Source organism: Lysobacter sp. A421 (assembly GCF_054052145.1).
In genome coordinates this window covers 111620-135431 of sequence record NZ_JBSVRL010000002.1, presented here as the reverse complement: position 1 = coordinate 135431, position 23812 = coordinate 111620, and the positions used below count along the sequence as shown (strand labels likewise).

The window sequence follows — 23812 nt, the reverse complement described above, 5'->3', positions numbered from 1 at the left end:
CGGAGGACGCCGATGCCCGCGCTCAGCGCGGGGTGTGCTCGTCGTCGTGCGCGGCTTCCTTGTTGCGCGAAGGCGTCTCGTTGTTGGCGCTGTCGCGACGAGCCGCATCCGACAGCTGCGCCGGCGGCTGGTCCTTGCGTGCGGTGTCGTCATCCGCGTCGTGGATTCCCTGCTTGAAGCCCTTGACCGCCTCACCCACGTCCTTGCCCACGTTTTTCAGGCGCTTGGTTCCAAACACCAGTACCACGATCACCAGCACGACCAGCCAGTGCCAAATACTTAAACTGCCCATCGGATCTCTCGCTGGAAGTGGGGATGCAGGATAGCGCAGCCAGCCTAACCGAATGGCATCGCGATATCGGCCAGTGCCTCAGCCAAAGGCCAATCGCCGGCTGGCAGCCACTACTCGATCGGAGGCAGTGGCTCGGTCTGGATGGGTGGCGCGGTGGGGCTGTCCACGGTCTGGAACGGCTCCGGCTGGCTTGTGGGCTGGTTTGTAGGCGTGTTGAGCGGCGCATTCACGGGGCCATTGACGGGGTTATTGGCCGGCGACGGCGTGTACTGCGGGGCTGCGGTCGTGACGGCCGCCGGTGCGGGCGTATTGCCTTGTCGCGCGCTACGCGCCGCTGCCGTGGCTTCTTCCAGCTGGTCGCGGAAACTCACGATGGTGTCGGATGGACGCGCCTCGGCGCGGCCTTCGAAGATCATCCGTGGCGTAGTGCCCGGGCCGTAGGCGGCAACATTGGCGTCGTCGTCGATGCTCACTACCCCCCCGTCCAGCGCGACGCCCGCAAACAGGCCGCGGGCCCGTGACCACGACCAGATCTCCGCCTTCAACTTGCCGTCGGTGGCCAGGCTGGTGGTTCGCCCGATCGGCCCGGCGGCGATGCTGGCATCCGCACCAAGGGTGATCTTGCCGTTGACGATGGAGTCCACGCCACGCTGGCTGGTGAAGACCATCACCACGTCGGAGGACTGCACGCCGGCCTGGAAGCCGATGCTGCCACCGGTCAGCTTGACGAAGGCGGGATTGGACCAGGTGCCTTGCGGCGTCTTTACCGAGACCAGGCCGTGACCACGGCGACCGCCGATCACCAGGCCGATCTTGAGCGTGTCGGGCACCACCACTATCGCCTTGGCCTCGTCGAACAGGATGTCCGGAATGCTTGACTCGGGAATGGCCTGGATTTCATTGAGTACGCGCAACGCATTGCGTGCACGCTCGTCCTCGGCAACACCCGCCATGGCAGGGGCGGCCAGACCAAACGTGAGCAAGGCGATGGCGAGTCGGGGCAGGATGGGCATGGGCAACTCCGGGGACGTGGATGCAAGCGGTGCGCAACGAATCATAATGGGTGCGCTGCAATTGACCGCGACGCGCGAATGGAGTTCAGGCTAATGAGAAGGCGATGAATAAGGTAGGAACCGACACCGCACTGGTACTGGTCAACCTGGGTACCCCGGCCGCGCCCACCGCCGCGGCGATCCGTCGTTACCTGGGAGAGTTCCTTGGCGATCGGCGGGTGGTTTCGCTGCCACGGTGGTTCTGGCTGCCCTTGTTGCACGGGCTGATCCTGCCGCTGCGTGCACCCAAGGTGGCGCCCAAGTACGCCAGTGTGTGGATGGCCGAGGGCTCGCCGCTTGCCGTGCATACCCGGCGCCTGGCCGAAGCGGTTCAGCGCGAAATGCCCGGGGTGCGCGTGATCGATGCGATGCGCTACGGCGAGCCCTCGCTGGCGCAGGTGTTGCAGCGATTGCGGTCGGAGGGGATCAGGCGCGCGCTGGTGTTGCCGTTGTATCCGCAATATTCGACCACCACCACCGCTTCGGTGGGCGACGTGGTTGCGCGAGCCGGATCGCTGCCGTTGCGCATGGTCCAGGACTATCACCTGGATGCGGGCTGGGTCGATGCCGTGGCCAGCTCGATCCGCGCCCACCGCGACCCGCATGGTGCCAGCGAGTTCCTGCTGTTTTCCTTTCATGGCTTGCCGCAACGCCTGGTCGACGCGGGTGACCCCTACCAGCGTCAATGCGAAGCCGGTGCCCAGGCGATCGCGGCGGCCTTGGGGCTGGATGAGGCGCAATGGGGCGTCAGCTACCAATCGCGGTTCGGCCGTGAGCGCTGGTTGGAGCCGGCCACCGCCAACACGCTGGTCGCGTTGGCCGACCGTGGAGTACGCAAGGTGGACATCGTGGCGCCGGGATTCGCCGCCGACTGCCTGGAAACCCTGGAGGAGATTGCAATCATGCTGGCCGAGGACTTCGCCGCGCGCGGTGGCCGGCTGCGCTACATCCCGTGCCTGAACGACAATCCGGCACACGCCGCAGCATTGGCGGCAATCGCACAACGCGAGTTGCAGGCATGGGATTGAGCAGCGTCAATGCGCACGCCATGCGCGAGATCAACCTCGACACGTCGCTGGGCCGGTTTGCCGGCTTGCGCAGCGGCACAGCAGGCGCGCCGCGAGTACTGGCGCTGCATGGCTGGCTGGATAACGCTGCCAGCTTCGTGCCGTTGCAGCCGTGCCTGGGCGGGATCGACCTGGTCGCACTGGACATGCCCGGCCACGGCGCCAGCGTCCACCTGCCAGCGGCCGCCGAATACACCGTGGTCAATACCGCCCGGGTGGTCTTTGCCGCGGCCGATGCGCTGGGTTGGGAGCGGTTCTCGCTGCTTGGCCATTCGCTGGGCGGCGCCGTGGCCAGCGTGATGGCCGCCGCCGCACCGGAGCGGATCGAGCGGTTGTGCACGATTGAGTCGCTGGGCGCGCTGGCCGAGCAGGACAACGAGGACGAGGAGGCCGTGATTCGCCTGCACCGATCCTTTTCGCAGCGGTCCGCTGAGCGAAAGCCATTACGGGTGTTTGCCGACCCGGCGGCCGCGGTGCGCGCCCGGATGATGGCCGGCGGAATCAGCGAACCCGCGGCTAGCCTGTTGGTGGCCCGCGGCCTGGCGCCCGCCCGTGGCGAGGACCGGGCGCGCGGCTTCAGTTGGCGCAGTGATCCACGCCTGACCCGTCCCACCGCGGTGCGACTGAGCGAGGCGCAAGTGCGTAGCCAGTTGGCGGCAATCACCTGTCCGGTCCGGGTGATCTATGCCGAGCCGGCCCAGGTTTACTTCCCGGAGACACTGCGCCGCGCGCGTTTTGATTGCCTGACAAATGCGGATCTGGTGGTGTTGCAGGGAGGTCACCATGTGCACATGGAAGCGCCTGCGGAGGTCGGCACGGCCATCGGTGACTTTTTCAGTGCTGCCCGCCGAGTAACGCCCGCAAGGTCGCCTTGAGTCGGCGGCCCTCGCTTTTCAGGTAATCCCGGTCCTCCCGCCACGCCGGGCAACGCGCCTCGACCTCACTCCAGAAGGCCGGTGAGTGGTTGGCCTGGAGCAGATGGCACAGCTCGTGGACCAGCACATACTCAAACGCCGAAGGTCGCGCCAGTACCAGTGACAGGTCCAGCGCCACGGTGCCGTCGGGCGCCAACGAACCCCACTGCGACGACATCTGCTTGAACCGGAATTGCCGCGGCGGCCGTGGCAGTCCGGCCTGGTACGCCGGCAGCCAACGACCAATGTCGGCACGCGCCTGACCTTCGTAGAAGTCACGCAGCGCGCGGGCGATCGCGGAGGGACCAGCGCGGTCAGGCAGGCTGATGACCAGGCCGGTGTCACGGTCGTCGGCATCCTCACCGTCATGCTGAAGCTGGGTGTGGCGTCCGGTTTGCCAGCGCAAGGGGAGCATTTGGCCGCGCAGCGGCAAGGCCGTGGTCTGCAGTCGATCCACCGCCGCCGGTACGTCCAAGGCGTGGTGGGCGACCTGTGCCGCCAACCAGTCGGCGTGCTCGCGGCTGAAGCGCTCGCCGCTGGCCAGGCTGGCGCGCAGCGGCAAGGTCAAGCGTGGGCCGCGCTCGTCAACGGACAGCTTGATCCGCCGCGCGCGCGGGTCGCGGAACCGTTGCACCACCAACATCCTGCCGTCCGCCAGCACCAACTCGAACGCGTCGCGCTCCACCGCACGTGGTTTGCGGGCCAGCTGGCGGAACGGGTTGAGGCTCACGGCGGCTCCGGTGACGGACTATTCCGACTTGCTGATCTTGAACGCGGCTTCCAGCACCACGAACAATCGCTTGACCTCCGCGCTCATCAGCACAAAGCGCGCATCCAGCTCGGCGCGCACGTCCTCGCTGTCGGTGGACTCCAACTGGTCGACGGCGCCGTCCAGGAGCTTGAACTTGCGTACCACCAGATCCTCGCCGAGTACGAACGAGACGTGGTCGTCCAGGGTCAGCGCCAACCGGGTGACCTGCTTGCCGGTCTCCAGGTGCTTGGCGATCTCGTCGTTGTCCAGCTCCATGCGCTGCACCTTGACCACCGCACCGTGATCGGCCGGATCGCGCAGTTCGCATTCGTCGCCGATGCTCAAGCCATCGGGCAACGGCTCGCCGGCAACCCAGCCGGTGAGGATCGAGCGCGGCGCGATCTCGGCGCTCAGCGGCAAGGCCGGGAAGCTGCCCAACGCGCGGCGGATCTCGCTGCAGACGTTCTCCGCGCTCTTGCGGCTGGAGGTGTCGATCACCACGATGCCGTGTTCCAGGTCGAGCAGCGCATCGGTGCGGCTGGGCTTGATGAACGCCCGCGGCATCAGCTCGGTGATCAGCTCGTCCTTGATCCGCTTGCGGGTGCGCCCCCCGGGCTTGCGCCCCTCGGTCTGTTCGATCTGGGCCAGTTTGCGCGCCAGCATGTCGTTGACCACCGAGCCGGGCAGCAGTCGATCCTCGCCGCCCATGGTCAGCCACAGCGCATCCCCCAGTCGATGCGAGAGCTCCTCGGCATCACGGCCGAACGGCGAGATGAAGCCGCGCGAGGACAGTTCCAGCGCGCCGACCGGCTTGAGCAGGCATTCCTGCAGGCCGGCATCGAGAGCGTCGAGTTTGGTGCTGGGGGGAAAGCGGAACAGGGTCAGGTTGCGGAAGAACATTCGATATCCGGAAAAGAGGCAACGGTCGTGCGGACCGGCCATTCTACCGGCCGCGGCCCGCGTTGCCCGTGCTTCGGTAGGCAAGAGTCGTGTCGCTTGCGCGGCCGCGCTATTGTGCAGGGATGAACGACAGCGACGATCCAGCTGACATCGAACGACGCCTGGTGCAGCTGCGCCAGGAACACCGTGAGCTCGATGCCGAGATCGCCCGGCTGGTCGCGTCCGGGCCGGACGCAGCCGACGAGCTGGCCTTGAAACGGCTGAAGAAGCACAAGTTGTTGCTGAAGGATTGCATCGCGCGCCTGCAAAGCGCTTTGATCCCCGACTGGCCTGCGTGAGCCTGGAATCCGGCGCTGCGTGAAAGCCGCCCGGCGCTGGATCAGCCAGGTCGCTGGTAACCCCCGGCAACGCCATTCTTTGACAGTACCCACTGCCACAGCTGCAACTCGCGGGCGCGGAATGCACCGGCGCACGAGAGCAGGTAATAACGCCACTTGCGGCGGAACGTCTCGCCCAGCTCGTCGGCAAACTGCGGCCACGCCGCCTCGAAGTTGGCATGCCAGGCCATCAGGGTGGGGTCGTAGTAGGCACCGAAGTTGTGCACGTCCTCGGCAACGAACAGCCCGTCGATGGCATCGCCGATCTGGCCTGTCGATGGCGTCTCGCCGTTGGGGAAGATGTGCTTGTCAATCCACCGGTCGGGCACCGCGTCGCGCTGGTTCTTGCCGATGGTGTGCAGCAGGAACAGGCCATCGTCGGCCAGGCAACGCTCGGCGACTTCCATGTACTCGCGGTGGTTCTTGTGGCCGACGTGCTCGAACATGCCGACACTGACGATGCGGTCGACCGGCCCGCCGAGGGTGTCCTGGTCAAGCTCGCGATAATCCTGCAGGACGAACTCCAGCGGCAACCCTGCGTAACGCTGCTGGCTGTACCGGGCTTGTTCCTTCGACACCGTCACCCCGATGCAGTGGACGCCGTAATGTTCGGCGGCGTATCCCATGAAGCTGCCCCAGCCGCAACCGATGTCGAGCACGCGCATGCCTGGCTTCAGGTCCAGCTTGCGACAGATCAGGTCCAGCTTGGCGACCTGGGCCTGGGCAAGGGTGTCGGCGTCACGCCAGTAGCCGCAGGAGTAGACCATGAGCGGGTCGAGCATCGCTTCATAGAAACGGTTGCCCAGATCGTAATGGGTCTTGCCGACCTGCCATGCGCGGGTGCGGTTCTGGCGGTTGAACATCCGCACCTGCAATGCGTGCCAGGCAATACGTGCCGGTGCTACCTCGCGTTCGAGATGGGCCCGCAACAGACGGTCGAAGAAGCCGTCCAGCTGCTCACAGTCCCAGGCGCCGGCCATGTAGGCCTCGCCGAGGCCGAGGTTGCCCTCTGCCAGGGCGCGCTCCAGCGCGGCCGGGTCGTGCAGTTGCATGTCCCAGGGACGATCGCCGTTGATGCGGATGTCGGCCTTGCCGAGCAGGCCGGCCACCAGTTGTTGCGGAGCGTTGGCAAGTGGCGGTGACGGGTCGGGCGCAGGGTGGGGCGTTTGCGCTTCGGGAGTGTCGCGAGCCGCGGTGGCGGGTGTCGGTTGAGTCATGACGCAATCCTCCGGCGGTGGTCGCGGCGACCGGCACGGAGCCGGTGTACATCGATCACGGCCGGTCCGCGACGGTTCCGGCGGCGCCATTCATCCTACCCTTACCATGAACCGGTCGCAGCACCCTTCTCAGGGGTTGCCGGGAAGTGCATCCGGATCGGGTTTGGCGGCCTCGGGACTGACCTTTTCGATACTGTGGCGCAACTCCCGGCCGAGGATGAACTTGGCATCGCGCGCCCAGGTTTCCAGCAGTTGGTCGAACACCAGCTTGGCGTTCTCGTCGAGCCGGACCAGCTTGATCTCGCGCAGCTTCTGGATGAAGCCGCGGAACAGGGTCTTGTCGAAGAACTCCGGCGCGGCCGGGGCGTAGAGCAGGCTGAGACGTTGCGCGGCAAGCTGGCACAGGCTTTCCAGCTGCCCGGTGGACAGGGTGCCACTGCCGTTCTTCACCAGCACCGAGATGGTGATGTAATAACGCTCGAACGCCTGCTGCAGGGAATGGCCGATTGCGCGCAGCCGGAACACCTCGTCGCTCTGGCCGGCATTGCGGGCCAGGATGCCGCCGTCCTCGTCATTGACGCGCTCCAGCAGCCCTTCGCGCACGAAGATGTCGATGGTGCCGGTGAGGCGCTCCACGAACTCGTCCTCGCTCCATGGCAGGAACAGTTCGGTCTGCAGGAACGGATAAACGCTGCGGCCCAGCCGCAACACGCTGTCCTGGGCCATGCGGCGGTTGTTCTGGAAGCAGCAGGCAATCCACGAGGCCGCGGTAAACAGGTGCAGCACGTTGTTGCGGAAATAGCTCAGCAACACCGACTGGTCGCCCCCGACCTGCAACACGTCGCCCAGCGGGTGGGCGGTGCGGGTCAGTACGCCGATGTCTTCGGCGTGGGCAATGATCTGCGCCGGGCTGTGCGGGGTCACGGTGACCCGGTCCGAGTACGGCAACTCGGCCAGCAGCGTGGTCGACAGCGCAATCTGGGCCAGCAGGTCGGCCTCGCCCATGGCGTGCTTGGGCGTGGACAGCAGCGCCAGTGCGAGCAGGTTGATCGGGTTGACGTCGGCCGCGCGGTTGACGTTGACCTGGATGCGCCGGGCCAGCGACTCGACCGTCCCCGACAGCCAGGCCGGCTTCTCGTCATCGCCCAGCGCCTTGCCTTCCCAATCGGGCGCGTGCTCGGCCAGCACGTCGTCGAGCTTGATCGGCTCGCCGAAGTTGACCACTACCTGGCCATAGTTGGAGCGCAGTACCTTCGGGATGCCGGCCAGCAGCTGCCAGATCGACTCGCCCTTCTTCTGCTTGCCCGACAACTCGTCCAGGTAGCTGTTGCCCTCCATCAGCTTCTCGTAGCCGATGTAGACCGGCTGGAACAATACCGGCCGGGTCGGCTGGCGCAGGAAAGCGCGCACGGTCATCGACACCATGCCGCCCTTGGGTGGCAGCAGCCGGCCGGTCCGCGAACGGCCGCCTTCGACGAAATACTCGATCGAGTAGCCACCGGAGACCAGCTTGGCGACGTACTCGCTGAGCACGGTCGAATACAGCATGCTGCCGCGGATGCTGCGACGGATGAAGAACGCGCCACCCTTGCGCAGCAACGTGCCGATGACCGGCAGGTTGAGGTTGATGCCGGCGACGATGTGCGGCGGCACGATGCCACGGGTGTACAGCAGGTAGCTCAGCAGCAGGTAATCCATGTGGCTGCGATGGCAGGGCACGTAGATGACCTCGTGCCCCGGCGCGGCCTGTTTGAGCTTGTCCAGGTGATGGACCAGCACGCCGCGGTAGATCCGGTTCCAGACCAGGGTCAGCAGGAAGCTGGCTGAGCGCACCACCGGGTGGGAATAGTCGGCGGCGATCTCGTAAGCGTAGCCGTGGGCTTTCTTCCACGCGTCTGCAGCGCTGGAATTGTCGCGCCGCGCCTGGTCGGCGATGGCGTCCTTGACCGAGTCGGTGGCCAGCACCTTGTCGACCAGCAAACGCCGGGTCGACAGATCCGGGCCAATGACCGCGGCCCGGATGCGGCGGAAATGGGTGCGTAGCACGCGTGAGAGCTTGCGCACCGTGCGTTCCGGCGGCAGGTTCTCGGCAATGATTCCGCGCAGGCTGATTGGCGGCGCGAACCGCACCGTGGTGGCGCGGCCATTGAGCAGGATCGCCAGCAGGCGGCGGAAACGGCCGACCAATGCCCAGTTCTCCGAGAACAGCACCGAAAACCAGCCGCTGGTCTTGTCCGGTGCGCGGCCGACGAAGATCGATACCGGCACCAGCAGGACGTCGAGCGTGGGGTCATCGCGGTGGGCTTTCAGCAGCCGTGCCAGCGATTCGGAGTGGCTTTTGGATGATGGCGGTGCGCTACCCAGCGACTGCTGCAGGGGTGCCAGCGTGCTGGCGTTGCGCCGCGACAGCGCGACATACGCGCGCTTGCGTCCCAGCGGGTCACCGGGCAACGGTTGCAGCGGTGAAGGCAGGCCGCTGTCTTGACACGCCCGCTCCAGGATCAGGGCATTGGACAGGCCGTAATGCTCGATCACATAGCAGATGGGATGCTCAACCAGCCCGGCCGCGTGGACCGCCGGCTCGCGCGGTTCAATCGTCAGCGCGATCCATGGCGCCAACAGGCGGCCCAGCAGGCGCGCCCACCAGGGTCGCCACGAGTCTTGTGAGCGCTCCGAGGCGACACCTGCGGCCGTTGTCTTGTCCGTGACCGGCTCGGCTTCATCGCCCAGGGTGGAGCCCGGCTCGAAGCTGGACAGCGACTGGTCGCGCACCGGTTCCGCGGCCGGCGTACTGGCATCGTCGCCAGGAAACTGCAGGGGTGTCTGTTTTGGCATCGGCGCCATTATGCCGGTTCGCTCGCGGTGGATAGACGGCTCAGCGAACGGTGAGATCGGTCGGCGTTTCGAGGGTGGCCGGTGGTGGGCCCGATTCAGCGCCGGTGCTTGCAGCCGGAACCTGGGATCGGGCGTGACGCAACAGGTCGGTCAGGTACCAGTGTCCATCGTGCCGCTCGACCCGAATCTCGGCTTCGATGGCGATGCCGGCAAGAGTGTAAGCCACCGAAACCCGGGCCTGGTCGCCGGTTTGTTCGAGAAGCCGGACCTTGGTGCTATCCAGCGCCTGGTCGAGATCCAGGCCATAGCCGGTCAATACCTGTTTGAAACGTGCGAAGAACGGGGCGAGGCGATCCAGGCTGCGATCCATCCCGGTCGTGGGAAACGCATCGGGAGCGGCCAGACCAGTCAGGCGCGCAGCAGCCACCAGCTGGGGTATGGCTATCCTGGCCTGGGCCACGTCACCCAATGGAGCCTGTTGGGCCCATTCGCTCAACGCCGTGATCAGCTGCACATAATGCTCGCGCTCCGCGGTGCTGTAGTCAGCGCTGCCTTGCACATACTGGGTGGCGAACAAGCCCAAGGTCGCCGCCGCGGTGCGCAATTCCCGGTCTGCGCCGGCAAATTGGTGGTTGTAGGCAGCCAGCAGGGACTTCTCTGCCTCCGGCTCCGCCAACAGGGTGATAAATCCCGGTAGACGGTCGTCCAGCGGCAGTTCGGTCAGTGGCCAGATGGTGTGTCCCTCGCTCCATGCCACGCTCATCTGTCGGTGCAACGACGGTGGCAAGGCGTGGCGCGAGTAGGCGGCCACGTCGTTGGCTCGAAGGTCCTCGACCAGCCGGTTGACCGCCGCGACCGGTCCGGTCGGGCCGGTGCTGGCCGGGGCCTCGGTCGGGGTGCGGTCGCACGCCACGCCCACGGTGGTGATGATCGCCAGCAGCGCGAGGGCCGATAACAGTCTTGTCGATAGCAGCCTGAAAGTGATGCGTCGGATCAATAACATGCAGCGGCTCCCCAGTCGCAGTCCGGCATCTTCGCCGCCACCGGTCCTCGTTACAAGCCGGGTCGATGATCTGGACAACAATGGCCGCCCACCGCGATCAGCGTCCACGGACTTGCAGGCAGAAGGACGCGCGAGCGCACACGATCAATCGCGACCCGGGTCCACGACAGCGCCCGCAGTGTCCAGCGCGGCGCGCTTTGCCTCGCGTTGCGCTGCCGGTGGCAGGCTCCAGTCGTTACCGAACAAGGCCGGCAACCAGTCGCCATAAGTCGGGTTGGACAACATCCACCAACGCTCGCCGAAACGGTCGCCGTATTGCTCCAACAGCGCCTGCCGATGGGCGGTGGTGTTGGGTTCGACCTGGACAAAGTCGCCCAACTGGTCGCCGAACTGCATCAGCACCCGATAGCTGCGGCCAACCAGCTGGCGACGGCATTGCTTGTCGCTGCTGGAGGGTTGCGCGCAGTGCTCGACCTGCAGGCCCTTGCCCAGGTACACCGAGTTGTCGGCGACCGGCAGGCCCACTGCGCGCAGGTTGGCCAGGGTGGCGGCCTGCTGATCATGGTTGCGATTGGAGATGTAGATCATGGTGATGCCGCGGGCACTGGCCGCCTGTGCGAACTCGACCACGCCGGGGACCGGGCGGGCGCTTGCCTCGGCGACCCACGCCGCCCAGGTGGCGGGGTCGTATTGCAGCCCGGTCTGGATCAATCGCGCCTGGTAGGGCGAGTTGTCCAGCACCGTCTCGTCGATGTCGACGATGACCGCCGGCTTCAGCCCTGTTGGGGGGTTGGCGCGCTCATCGGGGACCAGGGCATCCCATTGCGGGTCGGCCAGGGCGGCGTCGAGCTGGTCCGCTGCGGCGCGATAGGTCTGGGCCGCGGTGGCACGAAACTCAACCGATGACTGCATCCACAAAACCGCGTTGAGGTTGTCGTCCGCTGCGGCAACCGAGGCAGACGGCTGGACCTCGGTCTTGGCGGCGCCCGCACCTGGATGAGTGAGGCCGTGCTGGCAACCCGATAGCGCAACAACGCTGGATAACAGTGCGGGAACAAGCAGGCGACGATGCATGACGGGCTCCGGAGGATCAGGTCTGCGAGTGTAGCGGAGGGCCTGCAACCAAAACCCCGGCCGAAGCCGGGGTTCTGGTGGTGCGTCCTTGCCGTGGTTGGGTCAGTCGACGCGGGCCTGGATACTCGCGCGGCTGTAGGCACTTTCACCGACCACCAGGATGAAGTAAGTGGTGGCTTCCGGGTTGCGCACGCGGACGGTCTCGTTGTTGCCCGGACGTGAGGACTCGTGGTCATACGCCGCGGTGGTTGGCGCTTCGCCGGCGCTGACATACACGCTGACGTTGCCGCTGCCGCCGTAGGTCATCACGTTCAGCAGCCGCGAGCCGGCCGGGACTTCGATGCTGTACAGCGTTTCGCTGCCCGACGCGCCGGACAGGTTGCGTACGGCCTCCCTGCTGGTCAGCTCGATCGCATCCGGAGCGCAGTCCTCCACGGCAGGATCGCACGGCACCTCCATCGCCTTGGCCAGTGCATCGGGCGCGTCAAGCAGGCCACTGCCGATGTCCCGGTCGGGGGTAGACGGGAACGGCCGAGCACTGTCGACCAGGATGGCTTCCAGTTCGGCCGGCGTCCTGGGTGCCTGGCCTGCAGCAACCACGGTGCTCTGGACCAGCGCGCCGACTGCTGCAACGTGGGGGGCGGCCATCGACGTGCCGGCCATGCCCATGTAGGTGACCTCACCCAGTTCCGGCGACGTGGCCGAGTCGTTGCCAGCCTGCCAGACGTACCCGTCCGGATTGCCATCGGTAACCCCACCGCCGGGACCCGACAGGTCGACCTTGTCGCCGTAGTTGGAGTAGTAGGCGCGGGTACCGGTGATGCCGACGGCGCCAACCGAGATGACGTTCTCGCAGCTGGCAGGGGAGTGGTTGGCAACATCGCTATTGCTGTTGCCCGCCGCGACCACCACCGTGGTACCCAACCCGACCGCCTGGTTGATCGCCGCCTGGCTGATCGGGTTGCAGCTGCCAGTACCGCCCAGGCTCATGTTGATGATCTCGGCGGGGTTGGTATTGGTGGGCACGCCGGGAACGTCGCCGCCCGCGGCCCAGACGATCGCGTCGGCGATGTCGGAGGTGTAGCCGCCGCATTTGCCGAGCACGCGCACCGGCAGGACCTTGGCATTGTGGGCAACGCCTGCCATGCCGAGGCCGTTGTTGCTCAGTTCGGCAATCGTCCCGGCGACGTGGGTGCCGTGGAACGAACTGCCCGAGGCTTCCACCTCCTGGCATTCGCCGGCGGCGTACCAGTCGCCGTAGTCGTGCGCGCCAGGTACGCGCTCATCGGTCGGACGACGCGATACCTCGGCGTCGGTGATGAAATCGTAGCCGGCCAGCATGTTCGCATCCATGTCCGGATGGTCGATGATGCCGGTGTCCAGCACCGCCACGACCACGCCTTCACCGGTGGAGGTGTCCCAGGCTTCCGGCGCGTTGATGCCGCCAGCCGTGTCTTGAAGGTGCCACTGGTACTGGGCGAAGTACGGGTCGTCGACTACCAGTTGCGGCTGTACCAGGTCGCGGCTGGCGACCTGCCCACTGGTCTTGTCGATCGCATGCATCATCTGGTCGATCTGGACCGACTTCACCGCCGGGTCGGCAGACAGCTCCCGTACCAGTGCCTTCAGCGCAGCCGGGTCGAGATCCCGGTCCAGCCGGACCAGGTCCGCGCCCACCGCAAGCTTGCGCATATAACGGGAGGCGGGTGCCTTGGCGCCGCTCCGAGAGCTGGCCGACAACATTGCACGGCTGCGCGAAGCGGCGGTATCGACGGTCTGCAGCTTGGCTGCGTGGGACAGGTTGCTGTCCTGGTAGCGGATGATCAGGCGGGCGCCGTCCTGGGCTGCGGGGGCAGCTTGGGGGGCACCACGGGTCGGCAGCGGTGCAACGCCGGTGGCCATTGCCGCGGGGGCGGCGATGGTGACTGCCACTGCGGCGGCGAGCAGGCTGATGCGGAACGATGGGTTCTTGCAATTCATCTGGCACTTCCTCGTGGTGATTGACATGCAGGTTGTGAAAAGCGTCGATCTGGAACAGGCTTGATCTGGAACAGGCTTGATGCAGCATTGCGGTGGCGGGGCCAGGACGTTCTGATCCCGACCCCGCCGGGGGAACTACCAGCCAAAGCCGACACCAGCGCCGACAGAGGAGTCGTCGCCGCTGAACGCGCCGCCGAAGGTCACCGTGGCGCGGTCGGACAATGCGCGTTGGTAGCCGACCGACAGCGCCGATGCGCCGTTCTGGAAGCCGACGCCGACACCGACCCGGTTCGGGGTGCGGACGCCTGCTGCACTGGTGGCCATGTTCAGCATCGCCGCGCTCATCGCGCCCATCTGGTCGAACCGGTGGTCGACTTCGTAGAAGCGCTCATTGACCTCGCCGCGCAACGCATTGAAGTCGTCGTTGAGCAGGCCAATGCTCTGGTCGGTGTAGGCCTTGGCCGAATTCAACGCGTTGGTGGTGCTGGTGTCGGTGTAGTTGTAGGCCGAAGTCAGCGTCTGGGTCGCAGTGGTGTCGGTGTAGCCCTGCGCGCTGGCCAGGGTGGCGGCGTTGCCGGCTTGCACCTGCGCCACGTTGGTGGCATCGGTGTCAGCGGAGCCAGCGGCGACGTTGGTTACCCGGCGCTGGTTGCTGGCCGAACCCACGGAGACGGTGTTGGCCTCATCGGCCACCGAACCCTGGCCGAGTGCGACTGCACCCTCGGCCGTGACCGTGGCGCCTTGACCCAACGCGGCACCGCCGGAGGCGGTCACGTTGGTATCGGCACCGATCGCGACCGCGTTGCTTGCCGCCGCATCCACGCTGCTGTTGGTGCCCACGGCGGTGCTGTTGGCCGCATTGACGACGCTATTGTTGCCAATCGCGATGTCGTTGCCGTCCGCAGCGTGGCTGCCATTACCCATCGCAATCCCTCCGGCGGAGCCTGCGGTGGCAGCAGGAGCCGTACTTTGCGGCGCTACGGTTGCGACTGCGGGGGTGGGCGTCGTCGCGGCGGCGGTCTGTGCTACCAGCGTCGTTGCCGACAGCTGACGCGGTCTGGTCAGGCCTGGGGGCAGGTTGTCGATCACCGCGTTGATGATCCCAAGCTCGACATCAATCGCGGTGAAAGCGGCACCGACGTTGGTGTAGTTGCTGCCCTGGATCATGTAGCTGGGCCCGCTGAAAATGCCTCCACTAAAGCCTGCGCCGCCGCCCAGGGCAGTGGCCATGGAGCTCAGCTGGAACAGATTGACGGCGTCGGTGTCGAATGTTCCTGCCGCGACATTGGTGATCTGTCGCTCGCTGCCGACACCACCCATGGAGACGCTGTTGGCGCGATCGGCCTGCGAGCCGACACCCAACGCCACGCTGTTGTCGGCAGTGGCAATGCTGTCGGAACCGACCGCTGTGCTGTCATCGCCTAGTGCCGTGGCGGCGCTGCCGACGGCGGTGCTGTTATAGCCAGCGGCGGTGGACAGCCCGCCCAGTGAAGTAGCGAAGTCGCCGGTGGCTTCGGCGAGGAACCCGGTAGCCACCGAAACATTGCCACTGGCAACGCTTTCCGCCCCCAAAGCCGTGGCGGCTTCGCCACTGGCCAGGCTGAAGAACCCGCTTGCGGTGGATTCGATTCCGGAGGCTTCACTCAGCGAGCCGGTCGCCACGCTGCCATCACCGCTGGCGATCGCGGCGGCACCGGTAGCGGTGGCATACAACCCGCCAGCCTCGCTCTCGGCACCGGTGGCGCTGGCGTACTCACCCGACGCGTTGCTGTTGGCACCGCTGGCGGTGGCGTTGTCGGCCAATGCGACGGCATTGAAGCCGTTGGCGGTCGCCTGGGTACCGACTGCAACTGCGCCGGAGCCGGACGCGCTGGCACCTTCACCGATTGCGCTGCTGCTGGAACCAATGGCGGTGGCGTAATCGCCTTCGGCGTAAGCATTGCTGCCCGCGGCTACGGAGTCCTCGCCCGCAACGATGGCCTCACCGTCGCCCGTTGCCTGGAACAGTCGGCTGGTCTCTCCGGCTGTCTCCGCCACGGAATTGAGCTGGTCCAGGTTCACCGCGTCGGTGCCCTCGGTACCGGCGGCGACATTGCTGATCTGGCGCTCGCCGCCAACTTCGCCGACGGAGACGGTGTCGGCGCGGTCAGCCACCGATCCGGCCCCCAGGGCGACGCTGTTGGGCGCAGAGGCGTATGTCCCGTAACCCAGCGCGGTCGAATCATCCGCTGCGGCCCATGCTGCGCCGCCCACGGTGGTGGAACCGATCCCATCGGCGCTGCTCAACCAACCGACGGAAGTGCTGTAGTCGCCTCCGGCCCAGGCGCCATTGCCGAATGCGGAGGCGCCCTCGCCGGACGCTTCGGTGGCGATGACCCCGAACGCGGTTCCACCGACCGCCGTGCTTTCCAGGCCCGAAGCCGAGCTGGACTCACCTATTGCGGTGCTGCTGGCGCCGCTCGCAGTCGCGGCTGCACCCACCGCCGTGGCGTAATCGTTGGAGGCGACCGAGCCATAACCGATCGCCGAGGACAGGAAACCGTCGGCTTCGGTATAGCTGCCCACGGCGGTGGATCCGTCGCCGGTGGCCGCACTGCGGAAGCCATTGGCGGTGGCTTGGGTAGCCGCTGCCGTGGATTCGGTGCCGGTCGCGGTGCTGTAAGCGCCGGAGGCATTTGAGCCCGCGCCGGTTGCGGTGGCGCCGACTTCGGCGGCGACCGCGCCGGCGCCCAGCGCCGTGCTGTCATTGCCACTGGCGACGGTGTTGACGTAGGTCGGGTTGCCGTCCGCATCCAGGACCGGATTGCCTTCATCGTCCAGGACCGCGCGGCGGCCACCCATGGCGACACTGGAGGTGCCCGTGGCTTCGCTGTTGCTGCCATTGGCCACGCTGTCATCGCCGGTGGCGACCGCGTTGTAGCCGCTGGCCGAGCTGAACTCACCCAGCGCCATCGCACCGCTACCGAACGCCGAGGCGCCTTGCGCTCCCGCGTAACTGCTGGAGCCGACTGCGGTGGTGTAATCGCCGTCGGCCATCGCGTTGGAACCGGCCGCTACCGCATCCGCGCCGACGACCAGGGCATCACCCTCGCCGCTGGCCTTGAAGTACTGGTCGGTGGTCTCGGCGACCGCAGCGACCGCGTCCAACTGGTCCAGGTTCACCGCATCGGTGCCCTCGGTACCGGCGGCGACGTTGGTGATCTGGCGCTCGCTGCCGACATCGCCAACGGAGACGCTGTTGGCGCGGTCGGCGATCGAGTTCGCACCCAAGGCGACGCTGTTGTCCGCATCAGCGGTGCTGTAGTAGCCGATTGCGGTGCTGTCGGCGCCGTAGCTGGTGCTGTAGTAACCAACTGCCGAGCTGTTGGCGCCGCTGGCCCAGGAGTTGGCGCCCAGCGCCGACGAGTTGGCGCCTGGCGCATAGGCGAAGTAGCCCAGCGCGGTGCTCATTTCGCCGGAGGCTTCCGACAGGCTGCCATTGGCCGTACTGAAGTCGCCAGCGGCGATCGCACCGGCACCGAACGCGGCCGAGCTGAGCCCGCTGGCCTGGGTGTAGACGAGGATGCCCCAACCGGGGATCAGGTCCGCCGGACCGCCCACCGCCACGCTGTAATCACCGGTGGCCCCGGCGGCATGGCCGAAGCTGGAGGCGTATTCGCCGTTGGCAATGCTGCCATAGCCAAAGGCCGATGCCGCGTAACCGTTGGCCTCGCTGAGCACGCCAACAGACGAGCTACCGATGCCAGTGGCCAGACTGCCAGAGCCGACCGCCGTCGCGCCCAATCCGGACGCCACCGTGTTGACCTCGATCGGGTTGCCGTCGGCATCAAAGGCGTTGATCTTTCCACCAATGGCGATACTGGAATCGCCGCTCGCCTCGCTATTGCTGCCGCTGGCGACGCTGTCACTGCCGCTGGCGACCGCGTTGTAGCCGCTGGCCGAGCTGAACTTGCCCAACGCCATCGCACCGCTACCGAACGCCGAAGCGCCTTGCGCGCCGGCGAAGCTGGAAGAGCCGACCGCGGTGGTGTAATCGCCGTCGGCCATCGCGTTGGAACCGGCTGCTACCGCGTCCTCGCCTTCGACCAGCGCCTCGCCCTCACCGGTGGCCTTGAAGTACTGGTCGGTGTTCTCGGCAACCGCCGCGACCGCATCCAGCTGGTCCAGGTTCACCGCATCGGTGCCCTCGGTGCCGGCGGCGACGTTGGTGATCTGGCGCTCGCTGCCGACATCGCCAACGGAGACGCTGTTGGCGCGGTTGGTTGCCGAGTTGGCACCCAGCGCCACGGCGTTGTCGTCCAGGGCGAACGCGTTTGCACCCAGCGCCAAGCTTTGCTCGCCGTCGGCGTAGCTGTTATGTCCCACGGCGGTGGCGTACTCGCCGGTGGCCCATGCGCCATTACCGACGGCAGTGCCGCCGGTGCCGCTCGCCTGGGTGCTGATCAAGCCGAAGAAGGTGCTGCCGCCGACCGCGGTGCTCTCATCGCCGCTGGCCTGTGCGGCCTCGCCCAGTGCGGTGCTGCTGGCACCGCTTGCGGTCGCGGATGCGCCCAGCGCCGTGGCGTAATCATTGGAGGCGACCGAGCCGTAACCGATCGCCGAAGACAGGAAGCCATCCGCCTCGGTATAGCTGCCCACAGCGGTGGATCCGTCCCCGGTGGCCGCACTGCGGAAACCATTGGCGGTGGCCTGGGTAGCCGCTGCCGTGGCTTCGGAGCCGGTTGCGGTGCTGTAGGCACCGGCTGCATTGGCGCCGGCGCCGGTTGCGGTGGCGCCGACTTCGGCGGCGACCGCGCCGGCGCCCAGAGCCGTGCTGTCATCGCCGCTGGCCACGGTGTTGACGTAGGTCGGGTTGCCGTCCGCATCCAGGACCGGATTGCCTTCATCGTCCAGGACCGCGCGGCGGCCGCCCATGGCGACACTGGAGGTGCCCGTGGCTTCGCTGTTGCTGCCGCTGGCTACGCTGTCGTCGCCGCTGGCGACCGCGTTGTAGCCGCTGGCCGAGCTGAATTCGCCCATCGCCATCGCGCCGCTGCCATACGCCGAAGCGCCTTGCGCGCCTGCAAAGCTGGAAGAGCCGACCGCAGTGGTGTAATCGCCGTCGGCCATCGCGTTGGAACCGGCCGCAACCGCGTCCTCGCCTTCGACCAGCGCCTCACCCTCACCACTGGCCTTGAAGTACTGGTCGGTGGTCTCGGCGACCGCCGCGACCGCGTCCAACTGGTCCAGGTTCACCGCATCGGTGCCCTCGGTACCGGCGGCGACATTGGTGATCTGGCGCTCGCTGCCGGCACTGCCGACGGATACGCTGTTGTCGCGGTCGCTCATCGAGTTGGCACCGAGAGCCACGCTGTTGGTGGCGGGTGCATAGGCGCTGACGCCTACTGCCACGCTGTCTACGCCGGACGCGTAGCTGTTGTACCCGACTGCGGCGCTGCCGTCGCCGGCGGCAAAGCTGTTGTGGCCAAGCGCCGTGCTATAGCCGCCGGTTGCCCAAGCGCCGTTGCCGAAAGCGGAGCTGGCGGTTCCGCTCGCACGGGTATTGATCAAGCCATAGAGGGTTGTGCCGCCGACTGCGGTGCTCTCGTCGCCGCTGGCCTGTGCGGACTCGCCCAGTGCGGTGCTGCTGGCGCCGCTCGCGGTCGCGGATGCACCCAGCGCCGTGGCGTAATCGTTGGAGGCGACCGAGCCGTAACCGATTGCCGAAGACAGGAAACCGTCGGCTTCTGTGTAGCTGCCCACAGCGGTGGATCCGTCACCGTTGGCCGCACTGCGGAAACCATTGGCGGTGGCCTGGGTAGCCGCTGCCGTGGCTTCGGCGCCGGTTGCGGTGCTGTAGGCGCCGGAGGCATTTGAGCCCGCGCCGGTTGCGGTGGCGCCGACTTCGGCGGCGACCGCGCCGGCGCCCAGCGCCGTGCTGTCATCGCCACTGGCGACGGTGTTGACGTAGGTCGGGTTGCCGTCCGCATCCAGGACCGGATTGCCTTCATCGTCCAGGACCGCGCGGCGGCCACCCATGGCGACACTGGAGGTGCCCGTGGCTTCGCTGTTGCTGCCATTGGCCACGCTGTCATCGCCGGTGGCGACCGCGTTGTAGCCGCTGGCCGAGCTGAACTCGCCCAGCGCCATCGCACCGCTGCCGAACGCCGAGGCACCTTGCGCCCCGGCGAAGCTCGAAGAGCCGACCGCGGTGGTGTAATCACCATCGGCCATCGCGTTGGAACCGGCCGCAACCGCGTCCTCGCCTTCGACGAGGGCCTCACCCTCGCCGCTGGCCTTGAAGTACTGGTCGGTGGCCTCGGCGACTGCCGCGACCGCATCCAACTGGTCCAGGTTCACCGCATCGGTGCCCTCGGTGCCGGCGGCGACGTTGGTGATCTGGCGCTCGCTGCCGACATCGCCAACGGAGACGCTGTTGGCGCGATTGGTTGCCGAGTTGGCCCCCAGCGCCACGGCGTTGTCGTCCAGGGCGAACGCGTTGGCCCCCAGCGCTACGCTTTGCTCGCCATCCGCCCAGCTGTTGTGTCCCACGGTGGTGGCGTACTCGCCGGTGGCCCATGCGCCGTTGCCGACGGCGGTGCCGCCGGTACCGCTTGCCTGGGTGCTGATCAAGCCGAAGAAGGTGCTGCCGCCGACTGCGGTGCTCTCATCGCCGCTGGCCTGTGCGGCCTCGCCCAGTGCGGTGCTGCTGGCACCGCTTGCGGTCGCGGATGCGCCCAGCGCCGTGGCGTAATCATTGGAGGCGACCGAGCCGTAACCGATCGCCGAAGACAGGAAACCGTCGGCTTCGGTATAGCTGCCCACAGCGGTGGATCCGTCGCCGGTGGCCGCACTGCGGAAACCATTGGCGGTGGCTTGGGTCGCCGCTGCCGTGGATTCGGTGCCGGTTGCGGTGCTGTAGGCCCCGGAGGCGTTGGACCCGGCGCCGGTTGCGGTGGCGCCGACTTCGGCGGCGACCGCGCCGGCGCCCAGCGCCGTGCTGTCATCGCCACTGGCGACGGTGTTGACGTAGGTCGGGTTGCCGTCCGCATCCAGGACCGGGTTGCCTTCATCGTCCAGGACCGCGCGGCGGCCACCCATGGCGACACTGGAGGTGCCCGTGGCTTCGCTGTTGCTGCCATTGGCCACGCTGTCATCGCCGGTGGCGACCGCGTTGTAGCCGCTGGCCGAGCTGAACTCGCCCAGTGCCATCGCGCCGCTGCCGAACGCCGAGGCGCCTTGCGCTCCCGCGTAGCTGCTTGAGCCAACTGCAGTGGCGTAATCACCATCTGCCAGCGCGTTGGAACCGGCGGCAACCGCGTCCTCGCCTTCGACCAGCGCCTCACCCTCGCCGCTGGCCTTGAAGTACTGGTCGGTGTTCTCGGCGGCTGCCGCGACCGCGTCCAACTGGTCCACGTTCACCGCATCGGAGCCCTCGGTACCGGCGGCGACGTTGGTGATCTGGCGTTCGTTGCCGGCGCTGCCGACCGAAAGCGCGTTGTCTCGCAGCGCGATCGAGCCGGCACCGACGGCGACGCTGTTCTCGCCCACCGACAGCGCACCGTTGCCGACGGCAGTACCGGTGCTGACGGCGATGGACCTCGCGCCAACGGCAGTGGTTCCATCGCCCACGGCCAGACTGTCTGCGCCCACCGCGGTAGCTCTCAGCCCCGCTGCGTTGCTGGCGGCACCGGTGGCGCTGGCGCCCTCGCCGACGGCGCTGCTGTCCGCGCCGGCGGCCGTGGCGTCGCGGCCAATAGCGATACTGGCCGCACCGATGGCGGTGGCGGCCTGGCCGATCGCAATGCTGCCCTCCCCGCAAGCCAGCGCCTGGTCGCCGATCGCCACCGACGTGTTGCTGCCAGTGGTTTCGCAAGTTTCTGCGGCGATGGTGGGCGCGGTCGCCAAGGTCAGCGCCGCGACGAGCGCGAGATACAGCGGTGCGCGCTTGGCGTGACCGCGGGGGGTGTTCAGGACGGCGTTGTGGGTGGAACGGATGGTGTGCAAGACGGACATGGCTGATTTCCCCGGTCGGCTTCATTTGGAGCGCTGTCGGCATCGCGACAGCGACTCCCCCAATGACAACTCCGGGTGCCCATTTCAGCTCTAGGTGTCGCTACGAAATCGAGCAGAGAAACTTCATGCTGGAGTTACGCCGGGCATGAAATCGGGGACGCCGGAGTACATGCAATTGCCATGGATCTGGCAACTGCCTTGCCGAAAGCAATAGCACGAAAAATGACTCGGGGGTAAATACTTGATGACGCACAGAGGCACTTATCGACTATAAAGGCCCGTAATCGCTACTTATAACGTGATTTTCATCACAAATAATTGTGCGGTGCGGCAAATGTTGCCGCGCTGCGTCAGTTGTCTAAAAGCGCGCGGATTGCGGCCAATCCGGCGGTTGCCCGCTCCTGCTTCCGGGCCGCGTCGGCGACCGGGTCGGCACCGTCGCGCTGGATCTCGGCGGCGGGCAGTTCGTCGAAGAAACGGCTCGGTTTGAGGCGGATCGTGTCGCCCCATTTTTGCGCCTTTTTCGAGTAAGACAGCCACAGTTGTTCCTTGGCGCGGGTGATGCCGACGTACAGCAGGCGGCGCTCTTCCTCGATGCTGCCTTCGTCGATGCTGGCCTCGTGCGGCAGGGTGCCGTCCTCGACGCCAACGATGAAGACGTAGCGGAATTCCAGACCCTTGGCGCCGTGCAGGCTCATCAGCCGGACCTGGTTGCCGGCATCGCCCTTGTCGGCGTGCGAGAGCAAGGCCAGCTGCGCGGCGAGCTCGCCTGGCCCCGCGCCTTTGCCGCCGTCGAACCAGTCGGCGAGCTCTTCCAGATTGGCCTTGCGGCGCTGGAAGCTGGTCTCGTCTTTGCATTGGGCACGGATCGAGGCGAGCAGCCCGGACTTGTCGGCCAGCGTGCGCACCAGTTCCGCCGGGGTCATCCGGCGGGCGTCGTTGCGCAGGCCGCGCAGGATGCCGACGAAGTTGTCGAGCGCGTTGCCGGCACGGGGCGGAAGCTGCTTCAGTGCGCCGACCGATTCGGCCGCGCGCGACATCGGCATGCCGGCGCGCTGGGCCAGCTCGCCCAGTCTGGACAAAGTGGTCGCGCCGACCTCACGCTTGGGCGAGGTCACCGCGCGCAGGAAGGCAGCATCATCGTCGGGGTTGGCGACCAGGCGCAGCCAGGACAGCGCGTCCTTGACCTCGCCGCGTTCCAGGAACGCGGTGCCGCCGGAGAGGTGGTACGGAACCTTGACCAGCTGCAGCGCCTTTTCCAGCGCGCGGGACTGGAAGTTGCCGCGGAACAGGATGCAAAAATCGCTCCATGGCGCCTGCCGGGCGGTGGCGACAAACTGGATTTCCGCGGCGACTTTTTCCGCCTCGTGTGCGTTGTCGCGGCACTCCCAGATGCGGATGCGCTCGCCGTCGGCCTGCTCGCTCCACAGGGTCTTGGGGTGCGCATGCGGGTTGTTGGCGATCAGTGCGTTGGCGGTGCGCAGCACGCGGTTGGAGCAGCGGTAGTTCTGTTCCAGCTTGATGATCCGCAGCGCCGGGTAGTCGGTGCCCAATGACAGCAGATTGTCCGGGTTCGCGCCGCGCCAGGCGTAGATCGACTGGTCGTCGTCGCCCACGCAGGTGAACAGCCCCCGCGGGCCGGCCAGCGCCTTGAGCAGTCGGTACTGCGCGTCGTTGGTGTCCTGGCACTCGTCCACCAGCAGGTAGCCGATGCGCTCGCGCCAGCCCAGCGCGCACTCCTGGTCGGATTCCAGCAGCTGCACCGGCAGCCGGATCAGGTCGTCGAAGTCGACCGCGTTGAACGTGCCCAGCCGCGCCTGGTACAGCGCGTACACCGTCGCCGCGTCGATCTCGCGCGCGGTACGTGCCTCGGCCATCGCCTGCTCGGGCGACAGTCCGGAGTTCTTCGCCCGCGAGATCAGGTTGCGCATCGCATCCAGCGCATCGGGTTTGGTGCCGGTGCCGAGCAGGTCCTTGATCTGCGCCGCGCTGTCGTCGCTGTCGAAGATCGAGAAGCCGCGGCGCAGGCCGAGCTTGGCGTGCTCGATCTGCAAAAAACGCAGGCCCAGCGCGTGGAAGGTGCAGATGGTCAGCCCCTCGGCGCCGTCACCCCGGATGCGCTTGGCGACGCGCTCGCGCATTTCCTTGGCGGACTTGTTGGTGAAGGTGATCGCGGCGATGCGCTTGGCCGGCATTCGGCCCGACGCGATCAGGTGCGCGATCTTCTCCACGATCACCCGGGTCTTGCCGCTGCCGGCGCCGGCGAGCACGAGCAGGGGGCCGTCGATGTGCTCGACAGCGGCGCGTTGGGGGGGATTGAGGCCGTGCATGGAGTGACCGTCGTGGACCATCCCC

General features: G+C 66.9%; 14 protein-coding genes. 3 read left to right on the top strand and 11 right to left on the bottom strand.

What is annotated here, in order from left to right:
- Positions 1-22: 22 nt before the first annotated feature.
- Together tatA and ACW7G6_RS06040 are read right to left on the bottom strand one after the other, a co-directional pair.
- Positions 23-292, bottom strand: a complete 270-nt coding sequence (gene tatA / locus ACW7G6_RS06045; RefSeq protein WP_456977807.1) for a Sec-independent protein translocase subunit TatA — start codon at positions 290-292, stop codon at positions 23-25.
- A 110-nt stretch (positions 293-402) separates the two neighbouring features.
- Entirely contained in the window at positions 403-1305 is a 903-nt protein-coding gene (locus ACW7G6_RS06040) for a YSC84-related protein (protein WP_456977806.1), read from the bottom strand.
- Between the two features lie 104 nt (positions 1306-1409).
- Between ACW7G6_RS06040 and hemH the strand changes: the two genes are divergently transcribed.
- A complete protein-coding gene (gene hemH / locus ACW7G6_RS06035) occupies positions 1410-2372 on the top strand; it encodes a ferrochelatase (RefSeq protein WP_456997775.1) in 963 nt (320 codons plus the stop codon).
- A gap of 20 nt (positions 2373-2392) precedes the next feature.
- Positions 2393-3286: an alpha/beta fold hydrolase gene (locus ACW7G6_RS06030; protein ID WP_456978793.1), complete on the top strand. Its 894-nt coding sequence runs from the start codon at positions 2393-2395 to the stop codon at positions 3284-3286.
- Here ACW7G6_RS06030 and ACW7G6_RS06025 read toward each other — a convergent pair.
- Positions 3246-4055 (bottom strand): YgjP family zinc-dependent metalloprotease, encoded by an 810-nt coding sequence (locus ACW7G6_RS06025; protein WP_456997774.1) that lies wholly within the window; start codon positions 4053-4055, stop codon positions 3246-3248. The two genes, ACW7G6_RS06030 and ACW7G6_RS06025, sit on opposite strands and share 41 nt — an antisense overlap.
- Before the next feature lie 18 nt (positions 4056-4073).
- Complete coding sequence (locus tag ACW7G6_RS06020) at positions 4074-4976, bottom strand: recombination-associated protein RdgC (RefSeq protein ID WP_456997773.1); 903 nt, start codon at positions 4974-4976, stop codon at positions 4074-4076.
- Between the two features lie 122 nt (positions 4977-5098).
- Between ACW7G6_RS06020 and ACW7G6_RS06015 the strand changes: the two genes are divergently transcribed.
- On the top strand, positions 5099-5314 hold the full coding sequence (locus tag ACW7G6_RS06015; protein WP_456997772.1) for a YdcH family protein: 216 nt from the start codon (positions 5099-5101) through the stop codon (positions 5312-5314).
- A 41-nt stretch (positions 5315-5355) separates the two neighbouring features.
- Here ACW7G6_RS06015 and cfa read toward each other — a convergent pair whose 3' ends face one another.
- The 7 genes from cfa to ACW7G6_RS05980 form a co-directional block, all read right to left on the bottom strand.
- Positions 5356-6570, bottom strand: a complete 1215-nt coding sequence (gene cfa / locus ACW7G6_RS06010) for a cyclopropane fatty acyl phospholipid synthase (RefSeq protein ID WP_456977801.1) — start codon at positions 6568-6570, stop codon at positions 5356-5358.
- 129 nt (positions 6571-6699) lie between these two features.
- Positions 6700-9405, bottom strand: coding sequence for a glycerol-3-phosphate 1-O-acyltransferase PlsB (plsB, locus tag ACW7G6_RS06005; protein WP_456997771.1), 2706 nt, complete (start codon positions 9403-9405; stop codon positions 6700-6702).
- Positions 9406-9445: 40 nt separating this feature from the next.
- Positions 9446-10408: a hypothetical protein gene (locus ACW7G6_RS06000; RefSeq protein ID WP_456977799.1), complete on the bottom strand. Its 963-nt coding sequence runs from the start codon at positions 10406-10408 to the stop codon at positions 9446-9448.
- Between the two features lie 144 nt (positions 10409-10552).
- Positions 10553-11482 (bottom strand): 5'-nucleotidase, lipoprotein e(P4) family, encoded by a 930-nt coding sequence (locus ACW7G6_RS05995; RefSeq protein ID WP_456997770.1) that lies wholly within the window; start codon positions 11480-11482, stop codon positions 10553-10555.
- 102 nt (positions 11483-11584) lie between these two features.
- Positions 11585-13462, bottom strand: coding sequence for a S8 family peptidase (locus tag ACW7G6_RS05990; RefSeq protein WP_456997769.1), 1878 nt, complete (start codon positions 13460-13462; stop codon positions 11585-11587).
- A gap of 135 nt (positions 13463-13597) precedes the next feature.
- Entirely contained in the window at positions 13598-21457 is a 7860-nt protein-coding gene (locus tag ACW7G6_RS05985) for an ESPR-type extended signal peptide-containing protein (RefSeq protein ID WP_456997768.1), read from the bottom strand.
- 350 nt (positions 21458-21807) lie between these two features.
- Positions 21808-23787, bottom strand: coding sequence for a UvrD-helicase domain-containing protein (locus ACW7G6_RS05980; RefSeq protein ID WP_456997767.1), 1980 nt, complete (start codon positions 23785-23787; stop codon positions 21808-21810).
- Between the last annotated feature and the right edge of the window lie 25 nt (positions 23788-23812).

Excerpts from the sequence above, each read along its gene's own strand:
- tatA (WP_456977807.1), bottom strand. The coding sequence starts at position 292 with ATGGGCAGTTTAAGTATTTGGCACTGGCTGGTCGTGCTGGTGATCGTG.
- ACW7G6_RS06040 (WP_456977806.1), bottom strand. The coding sequence starts at position 1,305 with ATGCCCATCCTGCCCCGACTCGCCATCGCCTTGCTCACGTTTGGTCTG.
- hemH (WP_456997775.1), top strand. The coding sequence starts at position 1,410 with ATGAATAAGGTAGGAACCGACACCGCACTGGTACTGGTCAACCTGGGT.
- ACW7G6_RS06030 (WP_456978793.1), top strand. The coding sequence starts at position 2,393 with ATGCGCGAGATCAACCTCGACACGTCGCTGGGCCGGTTTGCCGGCTTG.
- ACW7G6_RS06020 (WP_456997773.1), bottom strand. The coding sequence starts at position 4,976 with ATGTTCTTCCGCAACCTGACCCTGTTCCGCTTTCCCCCCAGCACCAAA.
- ACW7G6_RS06015 (WP_456997772.1), top strand. The coding sequence starts at position 5,099 with ATGAACGACAGCGACGATCCAGCTGACATCGAACGACGCCTGGTGCAG.
- cfa (WP_456977801.1), bottom strand. The coding sequence starts at position 6,570 with ATGACTCAACCGACACCCGCCACCGCGGCTCGCGACACTCCCGAAGCG.
- plsB (WP_456997771.1), bottom strand. The coding sequence starts at position 9,405 with ATGCCAAAACAGACACCCCTGCAGTTTCCTGGCGACGATGCCAGTACG.
- ACW7G6_RS06000 (WP_456977799.1), bottom strand. The coding sequence starts at position 10,408 with ATGTTATTGATCCGACGCATCACTTTCAGGCTGCTATCGACAAGACTG.
- ACW7G6_RS05995 (WP_456997770.1), bottom strand. The coding sequence starts at position 11,482 with ATGCATCGTCGCCTGCTTGTTCCCGCACTGTTATCCAGCGTTGTTGCG.
- ACW7G6_RS05990 (WP_456997769.1), bottom strand. The coding sequence starts at position 13,462 with ATGAATTGCAAGAACCCATCGTTCCGCATCAGCCTGCTCGCCGCCGCA.
- ACW7G6_RS05985 (WP_456997768.1), bottom strand. The coding sequence starts at position 21,457 with ATGTCCGTCTTGCACACCATCCGTTCCACCCACAACGCCGTCCTGAAC.
- ACW7G6_RS05980 (WP_456997767.1), bottom strand. The coding sequence starts at position 23,787 with ATGCACGGCCTCAATCCCCCCCAACGCGCCGCTGTCGAGCACATCGAC.